Origin of the sequence: Brevibacillus sp. DP1.3A, assembly GCF_013284245.2 — a bacterium.
Classification (GTDB): Bacteria; Bacillota; Bacilli; order Brevibacillales; family Brevibacillaceae; genus Brevibacillus.
In genome coordinates, this window is record NZ_CP085876.1 from 374,969 (window position 1) to 389,946 (window position 14,978).

Annotated in this window: 14 protein-coding genes; 10 read left to right on the plus strand and 4 right to left on the minus strand. The window is 49.1% G+C overall.

Annotated elements, in window-relative coordinates:
• Positions 1–146 precede the first annotated feature (146 nt).
• From HP399_RS02080 to HP399_RS02110, 7 genes are all read left to right on the plus strand, one after another.
• The gene (locus HP399_RS02080; protein WP_007724569.1) at positions 147–449 is read left to right on the plus strand and encodes a PTS sugar transporter subunit IIB; all 303 of its coding nucleotides are present in this window, start codon (positions 147–149) and stop codon (positions 447–449) included.
• A gap of 13 nt (positions 450–462) precedes the next feature.
• The gene (gene celB, locus HP399_RS02085; protein ID WP_370642607.1) at positions 463–1,806 is read left to right on the plus strand and encodes a PTS cellobiose transporter subunit IIC; all 1,344 of its coding nucleotides are present in this window, start codon (positions 463–465) and stop codon (positions 1,804–1,806) included.
• Positions 1,807–1,827: 21 nt separating this feature from the next.
• Entirely contained in the window at positions 1,828–2,574 is a 747-nt protein-coding gene (chbG, locus tag HP399_RS02090) for a chitin disaccharide deacetylase (RefSeq protein WP_173619871.1), read from the plus strand.
• A 12-nt stretch (positions 2,575–2,586) separates the two neighbouring features.
• Entirely contained in the window at positions 2,587–2,913 is a 327-nt protein-coding gene (locus tag HP399_RS02095; protein ID WP_039960970.1) for a PTS sugar transporter subunit IIA, read from the plus strand.
• Positions 2,910–4,232 carry a 6-phospho-beta-glucosidase gene (locus HP399_RS02100; protein ID WP_173619870.1) on the plus strand — a complete coding sequence of 441 codons (1,323 nt, stop codon included), beginning with the start codon at positions 2,910–2,912 and terminating at the stop codon, positions 4,230–4,232. The genes HP399_RS02095 and HP399_RS02100 overlap by 4 nt, the downstream gene beginning before the upstream one ends.
• 13 nt (positions 4,233–4,245) lie before the next feature.
• Positions 4,246–5,085, plus strand: coding sequence for a Cof-type HAD-IIB family hydrolase (locus HP399_RS02105; protein ID WP_173619869.1), 840 nt, complete (start codon positions 4,246–4,248; stop codon positions 5,083–5,085).
• A gap of 72 nt (positions 5,086–5,157) precedes the next feature.
• Complete coding sequence (locus HP399_RS02110) at positions 5,158–5,421, plus strand: HPr family phosphocarrier protein (protein WP_007724557.1); 264 nt, start codon at positions 5,158–5,160, stop codon at positions 5,419–5,421.
• Positions 5,422–5,486: 65 nt separating this feature from the next.
• Here HP399_RS02110 and HP399_RS02115 read toward each other — a convergent pair whose 3' ends face one another.
• Positions 5,487–7,640 carry a sensor histidine kinase gene (locus tag HP399_RS02115; protein WP_173619868.1) on the minus strand — a complete coding sequence of 718 codons (2,154 nt, stop codon included), beginning with the start codon at positions 7,638–7,640 and terminating at the stop codon, positions 5,487–5,489.
• Positions 7,618–8,310: a response regulator transcription factor gene (locus HP399_RS02120; protein ID WP_173619867.1), complete on the minus strand. Its 693-nt coding sequence runs from the start codon at positions 8,308–8,310 to the stop codon at positions 7,618–7,620. Before HP399_RS02120 ends, HP399_RS02115 begins: the two co-directional genes overlap by 23 nt.
• 174 nt (positions 8,311–8,484) lie before the next feature.
• Between HP399_RS02120 and HP399_RS02125 the strand changes: the two genes are divergently transcribed.
• Together HP399_RS02125 and HP399_RS02130 are read left to right on the plus strand one after the other, a co-directional pair.
• Complete coding sequence (locus HP399_RS02125; RefSeq protein WP_173619866.1) at positions 8,485–9,105, plus strand: class I SAM-dependent methyltransferase; 621 nt, start codon at positions 8,485–8,487, stop codon at positions 9,103–9,105.
• Between the two features lie 18 nt (positions 9,106–9,123).
• Positions 9,124–10,866: a DEAD/DEAH box helicase gene (locus HP399_RS02130; RefSeq protein WP_173619865.1), complete on the plus strand. Its 1,743-nt coding sequence runs from the start codon at positions 9,124–9,126 to the stop codon at positions 10,864–10,866.
• Positions 10,867–10,924: 58 nt separating this feature from the next.
• Here HP399_RS02130 and HP399_RS02135 read toward each other — a convergent pair whose 3' ends face one another.
• A complete protein-coding gene (locus HP399_RS02135; RefSeq protein WP_017252554.1) occupies positions 10,925–11,275 on the minus strand; it encodes a DUF779 domain-containing protein in 351 nt (116 codons plus the stop codon).
• A gap of 3 nt (positions 11,276–11,278) precedes the next feature.
• The gene (gene adh, locus HP399_RS02140) at positions 11,279–12,799 is read right to left on the minus strand and encodes an aldehyde dehydrogenase (protein WP_173619864.1); all 1,521 of its coding nucleotides are present in this window, start codon (positions 12,797–12,799) and stop codon (positions 11,279–11,281) included.
• A 243-nt stretch (positions 12,800–13,042) separates the two neighbouring features.
• Between adh and HP399_RS02145 the strand changes: the two genes are divergently transcribed.
• Entirely contained in the window at positions 13,043–14,776 is a 1,734-nt protein-coding gene (locus tag HP399_RS02145; RefSeq protein ID WP_173619926.1) for a sigma-54-dependent Fis family transcriptional regulator, read from the plus strand.
• The last annotated feature ends 202 nt before the right edge of the window (positions 14,777–14,978 follow it).

Genomic DNA, 14,978 nt, shown 5'->3' on the forward strand with positions numbered 1-14,978 from the left:
ACACTAATGGGGATGACAGGCGATGAGGTCGCGAAATATGCCTAACCATGCGGTTTTTTTGGTAAGCGCATACATTTTTTGGTGTTTTGGCACGTAACTTGCTCTTACAATAAGGCATCACTCGTCGAGAGGAGGGGGTACAATCAATGAATATTTTATTGTGTTGCGCAGCGGGTATGTCGACAAGCTTGCTGGTTCAAAAAATGGAGGAGGCTGCCAGAGAAAAAGGGTTGGACGCTAAAATATGGGCAGTTTCCGCAGATGATGTGAAAAATCATATTGATCAAGCAGCAGTGCTCTTGTTGGGGCCACAAGTTCGTTACAAGCTGACAGAGATGAAAAAAGAAGGGGCATCCAGAGGAATTCCTGTAGACGTGATCAGTACCGTTGATTACGGAACGTTGAACGGGAAAAACGTGCTTGAATTTGCACTTCGTCTAAAACAGTAGGAGGGGGATGCGTATGGGCGGATTTGTTTCATTTATGGAAAACCGCATGATGCCGATAGCAGGAAAAATGGCGGAACAAAAGCATCTGCAGGCCATTCGTGACGGAATTATCCTTACTTTGCCTTTGTTGATCATTGGTTCACTGTTCCTCATTATTGGCTTCATACCGATACCTGGTTATGACGAATTCATGGGTGGTATTTTCGGCGAAAAATGGCGGACGAAGCTGCTGTATCCGGTAGGCGCTACTTTTGACGTCATGGGATTGATTGTCAGTTTTGGCGTCGCCTACCGACTAGCAGAGAAATACAAGGTCGATCCGCTGTCGGCTGGAGCGATTTCTGTCGCTTCCTTCTTGCTCGCTACTCCGTATAAAATCATGTTCACCCCGGAAGGAGCGAGTGCAGCCCAAGAAGTTGGCGGAGTCATTCCTCTCACGCTGATGGGTAGCCAGGGATTGTTTGTAGCCATGATATTGGCGATTTTAGGAACCGAGATTTACCGCAAAATTATCCAAATGAAAATCGTCATCTCCATGCCACCCGGAGTTCCCCCTGCTGTTTCTCGTTCGTTTGTGGCATTGATCCCTGCGGGTGCAGTGCTTATCGTTGTCTGGCTGATTCGGATTCTTCTGGAAAACACTTCTTTTGAGAGTATTCATAATATTGTAAAAGATTTGCTTGTCGGACCATTGAGTGTGGTCGGTAGCAGCTTGATTGGCGCCATCATATGCGTGTTGCTTATTCATGTGCTCTGGGCAGTTGGTTTGCATGGTGCGGCGATAGTCGGTGGCATTATGAGTCCAATCTGGCTGACACTGATGGACCAGAACAGAGCGGCGTTTCAAGCAAATCCAAACGGTGAATTGCCGAACGTCGTCACCACGCAATTTTTTGACATGTGGATATATGCAGGGGGATCAGGTGCCACTTTGGCTCTCGTTGTCCTGATGGTATTCATGGCACGAAGCAAACAGATGAAAAACATCGGTAGACTCTCGATCGGACCTGGTTTGTTTAACATCAATGAACCGGTCATCTTCGGAATGCCGATCGTTATGAACCCCCTCTTGATTATTCCGTTTGTGATTACCCCTGTCATATTGGTCCTTATCAGCTATTTTGCGATGTCGCTCGGATGGGTAGCAAAGCCAAGCGGAGTATCTGTTCCGTGGACGACACCATTATTTGTAAGCGGATATTTGGCTACAGGCGGAAAAGTATCGGGAATGGTTCTTCAAGCCGTGAACTTCCTCATCTCGCTCGCGATCTACTATCCGTTCTTCCGCTTGTGGGATAAACAAAAGGTAAGTGAAGAAAAAGCTGGTACTGCTTCCGATACAGCTGTGACTATGTAATCGCTAGAGGAGAGGCTATCTATGAAACTGATTGTGAATGCAGACGATTTTGGGTATTCCAAAGGCGTCAATCTGGGTATCGTCGAAGCGCATCGGGAAGGAGTCGTTACTTCTACGACCTTGATGGTCAATATGGAGGGGTTCGAGCACGCTGTAGGGCTGGCCAAAGAACATCCAACGCTCGGAGTAGGCATTCATCTGGTACTCACATGCGGATCGCCAGTTAGTCAGGATGTACCATCGCTAACGGATGGAGAGGGGCGTTTTCGACGCGGGCAAGATCATTTGGTTGCCGCTGTACCGGAGGAGATTGAGCGGGAGCTTCGCGCTCAACTAGGGGCTTTCGTGGCGTCGGGGCTTACGTTGACACACATTGACAGCCATCATCATGTGCATGCACATCCAGCCGTTCTGCCAATTGTTCTGAAGCTGGCAGAGGAATATAGAGTGCCAGTTCGCTATCCGTGGATGTCCGGGACGGAGGAGCAGCGAGACCAGTCGAGTGTTTTGACGACAGAAGGCTTTTCTCATCATTTTTATGGAGATGACCTAACCGTACAATCCTTCGTCAGAATCGTAGAGGGTATGGCAGATTATCCTGTAGTTGAGATCATGACGCATCCTGCTTATTTGGACGAAGCGGTACTGACAGGTAGTTCATACGCAAAGCAACGAACCACAGAATTGAAAATCTTAACAGCAGCAGAGTTAAAGCAATACATTCGTGATCAAAAAATACAGCTCGTGACTTTTAGCGAACTTGGATAGGTGGAGATAGATTTGGACCATACAGACGTTATTTTTCAACTAATACTTCACGGAGGAAACGCGCGGAGTCTGGCAATGGAAGCGATCGCTCTGGCAAAAAATAGAGACTTGTCAGGCGCAGAGGATGCGTTGAAGCGTGCAGGAGAAGAGCTCGGTCGTGCACACCAAAATCAAACGGCACTTATCCAAAAGGAGATAGCGGGCGAAAAGACTGAGATCAGCATGCTCTTGATTCACGCCCAGGATCATTTGATGAACGCGATAACAGTCAAGGATTTGGCTACGGAGTTTGTAGAGCTGTACAGCCAAATCCATGAAGGCAAGGAGGCAGGAGTATGAGCGGAATCAAAATTGTAACGATCGGTGGAGGGTCTAGCTATACACCTGAGCTGGTGGAAGGCTTCATCAAGCGCTACGATGAGTTGCCCGTCCGAGAGTTGTGGCTCGTGGATATTCCGGAGGGCGAGAAAAAGCTGCAAACAGTAGGCGCCCTGGCAAAAAGGATGGTAGAGAAGGCCGGGGTGCCTATCGAGATCCATTTGACGATGGATCGGCGGAAAGCACTTGCGGGCGCAGATTTTGTTACAACACAAATGCGCGTGGGTCTCTTGGAAGCGCGGATCAAGGATGAGCGTATTCCTTTGAAATACGGTGTAATCGGTCAGGAAACCAATGGTCCCGGCGGGTTGTTCAAAGGCTTGCGTACCATTCCGGTCATTATGGACATTTGTCGTGACATGGAAGAGCTATGTCCAGATGCTTGGCTGATTAACTTCACGAATCCGGCTGGTATGGTCACAGAGGCAGTGCTACGACATACCAACCGCAAAAAGGTCATTGGACTGTGTAATGTTCCCATTGGGATGAAAATGGGTGTTGCCACTGTTTTAGGGGTCGAGCAATCACGGGTTCACATTGATTTTGCCGGACTGAATCATATGATCTTCGGACTGGGTGTGTACCTGGATGGGGAAAACGTCATTTCCCAGGTAATCGATAAGATAACGGGCGACCAATCGGGTATTACGATGCAAAATATTTTGGACCTTGGTTGGGATAAAGATTTCATCAAAGCATTGGGGATTCTCCCGTGTCCGTATCATCGTTACTACTACCAGACCCGCACGATGCTTGAGCATGAGCTGGAAGAAGCGGAGCAGAAGGGTACGCGTGCTGAAGTGGTCAAGCAGGTGGAAGCGGAGCTATTCGCGCTCTACGAAGACCCGGACTTAGATATCAAGCCTCCGCAGTTGGAGAAGCGTGGCGGTGCCTACTACAGTGAGGCTGCCTGCAATCTCATTTACTCCATTTACAACGACAAGCGCGATATCCAGACGGTAAATGTTCGCAACAATGGAGCCATTGCCAGCATTCCGGATGATTCGGCAGTCGAAGTGAACTGCGTCATTACAAGAGAAGGACCGATTCCTTTGGCTGTTGGTGATTTGCCTGTTCCCGTGCGTGGACTCGTACAGCAAATCAAATCGTTTGAGCGAGTGGCAGCTGAGGCAGCTGTAACGGGTGATTACCATAAGGCGCTGTTGGCGATGAATATTAACCCGCTGGTGTCGTCTGACGTGATCGCAAAAAAAATACTCGATGAGATGCTGGAGGCGCACAAGGAGCATCTGCCCCAGTTTTTCAAGCCCGTCACATAAGGATGGGACTCGTGTGAAATACAAACTCCTCGCCTTGGATGTGGACGGAACGATTTTGATGTCGAACCATACCTTATCCAAAGTAACAGAGCGGGCCATTACCCAGTTAGTGAAGCAAGGAGTCCACGTCACACTGGCAACCGGCAGGGCATACCCATCGGCCAAATCGTTGGCGCAGCAGTTCCAGATCAGTGCACCACTTGTTTCCCATGATGGCGCATACGTTGCAGATCCCAAGACGGATCAGGTGCTGTATGTACAGCGTATTCCGTATGAGATAGCGGCGAGGATTACAGATATACTCGTATCGCATGGCTTGGATGTCATGCTGCTGCATGAGTCTTATGCTGTCACGAATCGCACATGGAAGTGGACGGACTTGTTTCCACTGTTAAATGCTTGGACACTGCGCCAGCTCTGGAAAAATCAATACCCGCTCAAAATCCAGGCTTCGCGGTTGATAGCAGGATACGTTCGAAAACATGAAGTGTGTGCTCCAAAAATATTCGTCACGGGCGACGAGAAGCGTCTGTTGGCAGCAAGACAAGAGTTGGAGAAAGCCGAGCTTTCGGGGATTCGCGTGACGGCATCGGGCGCGAATAATTTGGAAATATTGCCTGTGGGCATCTCCAAGGCAAGTGGTCTAGCGGTAGTGAGTGAGAGGCTTGCGATTCAGCCTGACGAGATCGTTGCTGTAGGTGACAATTACAATGATGCAGAGATGCTCCAATTCGCCGGAATGGGTGTGGCGATGGGAAATGCTCCTGATGATCTGAAACAGCTGGCTCGGCATGTCACGGAAACGAACGATCGGCATGGGGTAGCAGAAGTCATTGAGAAGTTTTTCTTGTAAGAGGTTCGGTGCTGAAAAGACGATTTTTTGAACTTGCATGATAAGCAGAAGGACAGGAAGGGAGGCGTGAAATTGATCCGAATGAATCTGGAAGTAGCTGTGAGTGGAGGTCTCCATGCTCGCCCTGCTTCTGTCTTGGTGAACCTGCTCAATCAATACAGCTCGTCGGTCAAGATGATCTACAATGACAAGCAGGCGAATGGCAAAAGCATCCTCAGCGTAATGGCTCTGGGGGCAAAGACCGGAGATGAAATTATGTTTGAGGTGGAGGGTGCCGACGAGCAAGAAGTGGCTGCCAGTATTGAGTCCCTATTTGAAAGGAACTTTGCCATCTAACAGGGTGAAAACCACGTAATAAAGCCAGTGCCTGACGAACGGGCACTGGCTTTCCTATTTGATCCTTACGCGTGCTTGCGGAATACAACCGTGACTTTGAAGTAATCGCCATCAATATCGATCGACAGCCTGCCGCCTTGCAATTCTACGATGCTTTTTGCGATAGCCAAGCCGAGGCCGGAGCCTTCAGTATGTCGGGATTGATCAGCGCGCTTGAACCGTTCAAACAGTTCCTGTGCATCAAAGTCGATTTCATAGGCGGAGACATTTTTGAACGTCAGGATGACCTCATCCTGTGTCTCTGCCAAATGGATCAGGACGCGTGTATTCGCCATGGAATACTTCAGAGCGTTGCCGATCAGATTTTCAAATACGCGCCAGGTTTTCTTGCCATCCAGAGGGGCGACGATCTTTGGCTGTTCCGTCGTTACACGGAAAGTGAGCGTCGATTGCTCGATTTTGTCACTGAATTCAGCGATGGATTGGTTGAGTAGGGAGGCTACATTCACTTGCTCGATATTCAGCTCAACCGCGCCGCTAGACATTTTCGCTGCATCAAACAGGTCATCGATGAGGACGCGCAGTCGATCTGCTTTTCGATCCAAGACATCGACGTAGCTCTTGCGTTCCTCAGGTGTCAAATCTTCCTGCTTGAGCAGGGTAACGTAGTTAATAATCGACGTCAGTGGTGTTTTTAAATCATGGGAAACATTTGTGATCAATTCGGATTTCATGCGCTCGCTTTTCATCTGCTCTTCCATCGCGTGCTTGAGTCCCTTTGTGATGTTGTTGAGAGAGTGCGCGAGATCAGATAACTTCCCTTTTTTCACCTTTTGAATCGTAGCGTTCAGATTGCCTCCAGCCATTTCGGAGGCACCGTGCATGATGCGGTTCATCAGTCCCAAGCGGCGTAGAGTGTATGGGAAAACCACGGTCATGTAAAACATGCCATACAAAAAGCTGAAAAACAGTAAGCCACCAGACCCTTCGACAAGCCCGACGAATCCGAAACCGATACTCATCCCGAACATGACAGTCAGGATGAACAACGTGGATACTTTGAAGAACATGCCACGATTGGTGTAGCTCTCTTGAAGAAGGACACGTTGTCTGGCAAGGATACTCTTTTGCCACTGCTGCGTAAATCTCTCAGGTTGGTTGTACATAAGCCATGCCTCCATGAATTGTAGAAGCAGGTAAGCAGTAAACAACGAAACGAACGCAAGGGTGAAGAAATGCTCAGCATCAATTGGTAAGAAGAAAAAGCGCGTGTTTGCGATCATAATGAAATACGTAATGCCAAGTATGAACGACAGCGCCATTCGAATATCCAACGGGATAAAACGGAACATTGCCAGGCTTTTCGCTACTATCGGTACTTCTAACGCTTTGCTGACAGGCAAATACCAGAAGCAGAGTGCAAGAATGAGCAGAGTGCCCCCGAGCAGGACAAATTCGGCAATCAGCCGATCCCGAATGGAATCGTAGTACAGTGCATCTGTGTGGACCTGACTATATCCGTCTGGTTCTTTTGGGACATACAAGATACCACTTAGTTGATTTAGTTGATAAGTGCGATTGATGCTTTCCAAATCTCCGTTCGTATTCGGGAGGTTGATTGTATGGCGCGCATATCGGGCCAGTTCCCATTCTGTAGGCTCTTGAGGGAGATTGGTGTAAGCTTTGTTGTTCTTTTTATCGGTGACATAGTATTTGAAGGAGCCGCTTCGAAGAGTGAGGCTGTTTTTTCGTTCCTCGTACTCAGCATCTCTTTCGGCGATTCTGTTGTTCACCTGCTCCTGATAATGCGAAGTTGCTCGTGCGATGTCTTCTTGTAAGCTACGTGAATGTTCTTCGGTTAATTGGGCGACTCTCTCGTTGTCACCCTCACTTTTTGCCCGTTCTATCATATCTGAGAACTGGTTATTTTCCTTAATCGACCGGAGGGTTTCCTCATGCTCTTTTTTGAGCTGATTCGCTGTCTTCTCGTCGAGCTTTCCTGGAGTGTAATCTGCATAATCTACATGAACGTTTTTCACCAGCTCGGCAAATGTCTCTAATTCACGATTGAAGCCTGAGCTTTGAAAGTAATTATCCTCTTGGAGGTTCTCGCGTTTATGGTACAGATCGGCCATTGTCAGGAGAGCGAGCGAAATACTCACGATCATAACAATGAGCACGGGCACCGCAAAGCGTTTATTTTTCGATTTTGTATCCAATTCCCCATACCACCTTCAAGTATTTAGGTTCCTTCGGGTTGATCTCTATTTTTTCCCGAATGCGTCTCACGTGGACGGCCACCGTGTTTTCCGCGTTCATATAAGGCTCTCTCCAGACCCGTTCATAAATTTCCTCGATCGAAAATACCCGTCCCTTGTTTTCCATTAACAGCTCCAAGATTTTGTACTCGGTAGCAGTCAGCCTGACCTCGTTACCGTCAATCGCTACATTTTTTGTGCTTTTGTTCAAGGTCAAGCCGCGCACCTGAATCTCATCTTCTGTCATTTGAGCGCTTCCCAGATTGGTAAAACGTCTTAACTGAGATTTGACCCTGGCGATGAGCTCCAAGGGATTAAAAGGCTTCGTCACATAGTCATCGGCACCGATGTTGAGCCCGAGAATTTTATCGGTATCCTCCGACTTGGCAGACAGCATGATGATCGGGATGTTTTTTTTCTGGCGAATTTGAAAGGTGGCAGTCATTCCGTCCATTTTTGGCATCATGATGTCCATCAGGATGAGTTGGATCTCTTCGCGTTCCAGTACGTCCAGCGCTTCCTGTCCATTGCTAGCCTTGAATACGGTCATGGATTCATTTTTGAGATAGATTTCGATTGCTTCGCGGATTTCAGCCTCGTCGTCGACTACGAGGACTTGATATTTGGTCATGATTCGTCCCACCTTATGAATGCATTCATGGTACTATCTTAACGCCCAGCTCTAACAAAACAGTAATGAAATGTCTTACAAATTTCTTAATAAACCGTGTTCAGGAAATGCTAGCTGATAGGATCAAGCCGATAAATAAGGTAAGATGTGAGGAAGAATACGAGAAAATTGGTGATGGCTTTGCTGGAATGGACAGGGGAGAGAATCATCCCCAAGCTGTTAAAATCTACGAATGGCATGCTACTGGAACATATAGCCAGATATTATTTTGCCGCACCTTATGTAAAAGGTCGAGTGTTGGATATCGCTTGCGGTACCGGCTACGGATGTCATATGATCGCAAAGGATCGAAAACGAGAGCTGACGGAATTGATCGGAGTCGACAACGATGAGGCGACGATATTTTATGCCAATCGGGAATACAACCATCAAAAGATTACGTATCAGCAGGGTGACGCACTTGATCCGGCGCTTCCCGAGCAATTGGGGTTGTTTGATACGATTTTGAGCTTTGAGACGATTGAGCATGTCGCAGACGATTTGCTGTTTATGGATAACTTGTATCGGATGCTGAAACCAGGTGGTACGCTCGTGCTGTCCAGTCCATTTGGCAGAGGGCGGGGCATGCAGACGAGTGAGCCCTTCCATGTTCATCAGCTGACGCCGGAAGAGTTCGCGGAGCTGTTTGTACGCTATTCTGACGTGGATATGTATTATCAGAGAGGCGTTACGTTTGAAAAAACACCTCGCGATGGCGTACGATACTTTATCGGCATGGCAGTATGTACGAAGTAATAATGGATCGATTTATGAATGGAGATGGCGAAACTGACTGATTTTTTGAGATTGGGAATACATAAGGAACTGATAGATGCTCTGCAAGCAAACGGGATTACCGAGCCTACACCGATTCAGGAAAAAGCAATTCCTGTTGTGCTGGAAGGAAAAGATGTAATCGCGCAAGCACAGACGGGAACCGGGAAGACACTCGCATTTGTCCTGCCGATCTTGGAAAAAGCAGATCCACAAGCGACGCATGTTCAGGCGTTGATTCTTACCCCTACGCGGGAGCTTGCCTTGCAAATTACGGCAGAGGTAAAGAAGCTGACGGAAAAGCTGGAAGACATCCAAGTACTCGCGGTTTATGGTGGACAAGATGTCAATCAGCAACTGAGAAAGCTGAAAGGAAAAATACATGTGGTCATCGCGACACCGGGACGTTTGCTGGATCATCTGCGAAGAGGGACGATTGATTTATCGCAAGTCTCGATGTTTGTCCTGGATGAGGCGGATCAAATGCTTCATATGGGTTTTTTGCCTGAGGTAGAAGATATTATGGCAAATACGCCTTTTGAAAAACAGACCTTGCTGTTTTCGGCCACTATGTCAGAGCAGGTGCAAGCACTTGCGAAGCGCTTTATGCAAAAGCCGGAAAACATCAAAGTGCAGGGCAAGCGAATTACGTTAGATGATATTCGCCAAATTGCAGTGGAGACCACAGATCGTGCGAAGCAAGCTACGCTGTGCAGTCTGCTGGATGAACAACGGCCGTTTCTGGCGGTGATCTTTTGCCGAACAAAGCGCAGAGCCAGTAAGTTAAATGCAGAGCTGCAAGGTCTCGATTATATGTCTGACGAGCTGCACGGCGATTTGTCACAGGCGAAGCGCGAGGATGTCATGAAGCGATTCCGTGAGGCCAGGATTCAGTACTTGGTTGCAACGGATGTGGCAGCGCGCGGGCTTGATGTCGAGGGAGTCACGCACGTTTTCAATTATGATATCCCGGAAGATGTGGACAGCTATATACACCGGATTGGCAGAACGGGGCGAGCCAAGGAAAAAGGGACCGCTTTTACCTTGGTAGCGGCGAAGGATTGGGGGCAGCTCAGGGAGATTGAAGAAGGGATCAATCTGTCTCTGGAGCGGCGTGAAATGGATCGTGGAGAGTCGGGCGATCAGAAAAAGCAAAAGCCTGAGAGGGAGCGAGCCGAGAAAGCAGATCGGCGCGGGGACAAGCAGGGCAGAGAGGCAAGAGGGATAGGAAAGTCCGCTGAAGGAAGACAGCAAGGCTCTAGAGAGCGTCGTGATGGAGATGGAAGACGTCAATCAAAAGGCGGCAGTTCTGAGCGTAATTCAGGGAAACGTGAACGCGTAGAAGGTCGCTTTGAGAGCAAGGCGAAAGGCAGAGACCGTGCAGCAGGCGGGTTCGAGCGCAAGCCGAAGGACGGTAACCGAGCAACAACAGGTGGGTTTGAGTACAAACCGAAGGATGGTAAACGAGCAACAACAGGTGGCTTTGATCGTAAACCAAAGGACGGTAACCGAGCAACAGGTGGCTTTGATCGCAAGCCAAAGGACGGTAACCGAGCAACAGGTGGCTTCGATCGCAAGCCAAAGGATGGTAACCGAGCAACAGGTGGGTTCGAACGCAAGTCGAGCAATTCCAAGGGCAAGCCAGTAGCTGCTCAACGCGGCTCAGCACGCCCGAATGCAAAACAAGGCAATCGAGCAAGCAATGCTCCTGCAAATCGTACCTCTCGCAAAAAATCGAGATAGTCATCCAAGCAAAAAAAAGACCGCTCCAGCCAGCAAAAAGGCAGGAGCGGTCTTTCTTTTATTCCGGTTCCATGTCTGGAAATACCCGTGAACGCGTGAGGAAGCGTACCCCCTCGGGTCCTTCCAGCGAAAACATTCCGCCCCGCCCATTCACGACGTCAATGATGAGCTGCGTATGCTTCCAATACTCATACTGCGCTTTGCCCATGTAGAACGGGCAACCACCGATTTCGCCCAACAGGACGTCCTGCTCACCCACGAGAAATTCTCCGAGTGGGTAACACATGGGGGAGCTGCCATCGCAGCAGCCCCCTGACTGGTGAAACATCAGGTCACCGTGTTTGGCGCGAAGCCGTTCAATTAGTGCCAGTGCAGCATCTGTCGCGAGCACTTTTTCAGGCTGGCTCATTGATCAAAAGAAGCCCAGAGCTTGATCGCTGTAGCTGACCAGCAGGTTTTTCGTTTGTTGGTAGTGAGACAGCATCATTTTGTGTGTCTCGCGGCCAATACCGGACATTTTGTAGCCGCCAAATGCTGCGTGAGCTGGGTAAGCGTGGTAGCAGTTGGTCCACACGCGACCAGCCTGGATTTCGCGGCCCATGCGATAGGCAGTATTCGTGTCGCGTGTCCATACACCAGCACCCAAGCCATACAGCGTATCATTTGCCATGGCGAGCGCTTCATCTGTATCCTTGAATGTCGTTACGGAGACGACCGGACCGAAGATTTCTTCCTGGAAGATGCGCATCTTGTTGTGGCCTTTAAAGACAGTTGGCTGGATGTAGTAGCCGCCCTCGAGATCACCTGCAAGCTGTGCACGAGCGCCGCCAATCAGGCATTCGGCTCCTTCTTGTTTGCCGATATCCAGGTAGGAGAGGATTTTTTCTACCTGCTCCAAAGAAGCCTGTGCGCCGATCATCGTATCGGTATCGAGCGGATTTCCTTGCTTGATATTGGCTACGCGTTGCAGGGCACGCTCCATGAATTGGTCGTAAATGCTTTCGTGAATGAGTGCGCGGGATGGGCATGTGCAAACCTCGCCTTGGTTGAGCGCAAACAGTACGAATCCTTCAATCGCTTTGTTAAAGAAGGCATCGTCTTTTGCAGCCACATCCGGGAAGAAGATGTTTGGCGATTTTCCGCCCAGCTCCAGCGTTACCGGAATGATATTTTGGGAAGCGTATTGCATGATCAAACGCCCTGTCGTCGTTTCACCCGTAAAGGCGATTTTCGCGATGCGGTTGCTTGAAGCGAGAGGTTTACCCGCTTCCAGACCGAAGCCGTTCACGACGTTGATGACGCCAGGAGGGAGCAGGTCGCCGATCAGCTCCATCAGCACCATGATGGATGCAGGTGTTTGCTCCGCAGGCTTGAGGACGACGCAGTTGCCCGCAGCCAAGGCTGGAGCCAGCTTCCAAGTAGCCATGAGGAGCGGGAAGTTCCACGGAATAATTTGACCAACGACACCGAGTGGCTCATGGAAATGGTAAGCGACGGTATCATTATCGATTTCACCGAGTGTACTTTCTTGCGCGCGGATCGCTCCGGCGAAGTAACGGAAATGGTCAATCGCCAGCGGGATGTCAGCCGCGAGTGTTTCACGAACAGGCTTGCCGTTTTCCCACGTCTCTGCGTTTGCCAGCATCTCCAGATTAGCTTCCATCCGATCCGCGATTTTTAACAAAATATTCGCGCGCTGTGCAACAGAGGTACGACCCCACGCGTCTTTTGCCTCATGGGCAGCGTCCAGTGCCAGCTCAATATCATCGGCTGTCGAGCGGGCTACCTCGCAAAAGACCTTGCCTGTTACAGGTGATACGTTTTCGAAATACTCACCTTTTACTGGCGGAACCCAATTACCCCCGATGTAGTTTTCATAACGATTTTTGAAAGTCACCTTGGAACCAGCTTGGCCGGGCTGAGCATAGATCATTGCGAGCGCCTCCTCATTTATCACATATTTCTTTACAGCCCTCTCTAAAAGCAAGTCTCGTACCAACGTGAAAAGCTCCAAATGACAGCGTTTTCTTGAGCGGATGAAGGTAGAAATTGTTCCATAATGGATCATGTCGTGTTCCGTATTGGGACAAATGTGCTCGTGGTTCGACTGGTTTTTCTATAGCAAAGACTCTCATGTTATACTGAGAGGGAATGATTTTCGGGGGAGGGAATCGTGTTGTCGACGATTGTTCAGCAATCTTGGAAGCGCTGTCAGGAATCGAACCTCAAGGTTACGGAGAAGGCCAATGATCAAATCATTTCTGCCCGACGAATCAAAGAAATCATTCAGGATAATCACCCTCTGATTCGCGAAAGTCTCCCGCTTTTTAACAAGCTTGCTCCCTTTTTGTTATCGACAGAGCACATTGCACTCTTGTCTGACCGGGAAGGAAATATTATTCAAACGATCGGGGACCCAGTCTTCGCCAACCAGGCACAAAAAGTACAGTTGCAAATCGGAGCGAACTGGACAGAAGATTATAAAGGAACCAATGCGATTGGGACAGCACTGATCGCACAACAGCCGATTCAGGTACAGGGAGAGCAACACTACTTCTTGGAAAATCGCTTTCTTACATGCTCAGCGGCACCTATTTTTTCACCTGCGGGTGAGCTGTTGGGCATCATTGACATTAGTACGCGTAAAGAATATTCCCATCCGTTTGCCCTAACAATTGCTTGCATGATCGCAGAGGCTCTGCAAAACCGCTTTTTGTTAGCAGATGCGGAGCGCGTGATTGCCTTACCAACTCTATCAAGCCCTGGAGAGGGTCGAAGAAAGCTGGCACTCGTCGGCTTGGATCGGGACGAGCGTATCGTGGGCCTAAATGAGGTCGCGCAGCAGCAGCTCGGAAAGGAAGCCTTGGGAACAAGAGTAAGTGCGGAGCAAGAGCGTGCTGGTCGTAATGTGAAAGATCATCGCCCGCGTTTTTGGTCTGCGGCACCCAAAGAACAGCTGAAGCCGTTTCCGCGTCTAGCTGGTTCATGCCCGCTCTTCATGCAGGCAAAGATGCTCGGACAAAAGGCAGCGCAGGTAGATTTTCCGGTAATCATATTGGGGGAAAGCGGTACAGGAAAAGAGCTGTTCGCTCAAATGGTCCATGAGACAGGTCCGCGCGCGCATGAGCCTTTTATCGCAGTGAACTGTAGTTCGATTCCAGAAAATTTAATCGAGAGCGAATTGTTTGGATATGAAAGTGGGTCATTCACAGGGGCACATCGGGAAGGAAGAATCGGAAAGTTTGAAGCGGCGAAAAAGGGCACGATCTTTTTGGATGAGATCGGGGATATGTCTTTGCGTGCGCAAGCGGCACTTCTGCGCGTTTTGCAGGAAAAGGTCGTCACCCCAGTGGGGAGCAATCAATCACGCCCTATTTATGCACGGATCATTGCCGCTACGCATCGAAACCTGTCAGAGGAGATCAAGGCGGGACGTTTTCGGGCTGACCTGTACTACCGGCTCAAAGGGGTCTCCATTCATTTGCCGTCATTGAAAAAGCGCAGTGATATCATCCAGTTGGCGGAGCATCTATTGCAGCAAATCGACATAGAACAACCGTACATACTAACCACCGAGGCAAAGGATAAGCTGTGTGCTTATTCGTGGCCGGGCAATATCCGGGAACTGCAAGGAGTGCTGATTCAAGCGGTGTTTTTGGCAGAGGGGGACACCATTGCTTGCGATCATATTCAGCTGGAGGGGTTGATGGAAGTCGATTCGCCTGAGACTTCGGATCATGCTATTCCTTCGCTACGTGAAACAGAGAGAAGAGCGATCAAAAAGGCACTCGAAAAAAGTGGCGGTAATGTCAGTAAGGCGGCTAAAATGCTGCAAATCGGTCGAAATACCCTATACCGCAAAATAGAAGAATACCAGATTGGAGCCCCGATCCATCAAGAAGAGTCATAATGGATGAAACAGTATAGCTTGGCGTGAACAAATGTTGCAATGCGTGTTGCAACATTTTGTTGCGTTGTTTTGCAATGTTACCAGGCGAGTGAGGCATGGAAGGAAGGGATAGAAGACTTTTCTCCGGTCAGGGTGCACGATACGAAGCTTGGCATTAATCATGCAAGTGGATAGTGTTGAATAAAGTCAAAAAATTTAGATT

Coding starts and splice junctions, on each gene's coding strand:
- HP399_RS02125 (WP_173619866.1), top strand. CDS start 8,485: ATGGCTTTGCTGGAATGGACAGGGGAGAGAATCATCCCCAAGCTGTTA.
- HP399_RS02080 (WP_007724569.1), top strand. CDS start 147: ATGAATATTTTATTGTGTTGCGCAGCGGGTATGTCGACAAGCTTGCTG.
- HP399_RS02120 (WP_173619867.1), bottom strand. CDS start 8,310: ATGACCAAATATCAAGTCCTCGTAGTCGACGACGAGGCTGAAATCCGC.
- HP399_RS02100 (WP_173619870.1), top strand. CDS start 2,910: ATGAGCGGAATCAAAATTGTAACGATCGGTGGAGGGTCTAGCTATACA.
- HP399_RS02135 (WP_017252554.1), bottom strand. CDS start 11,275: ATGAGCCAGCCTGAAAAAGTGCTCGCGACAGATGCTGCACTGGCACTA.
- HP399_RS02130 (WP_173619865.1), top strand. CDS start 9,124: ATGGAGATGGCGAAACTGACTGATTTTTTGAGATTGGGAATACATAAG.
- celB (WP_370642607.1), top strand. CDS start 463: ATGGGCGGATTTGTTTCATTTATGGAAAACCGCATGATGCCGATAGCA.
- adh (WP_173619864.1), bottom strand. CDS start 12,799: ATGATCTATGCTCAGCCCGGCCAAGCTGGTTCCAAGGTGACTTTCAAA.
- chbG (WP_173619871.1), top strand. CDS start 1,828: ATGAAACTGATTGTGAATGCAGACGATTTTGGGTATTCCAAAGGCGTC.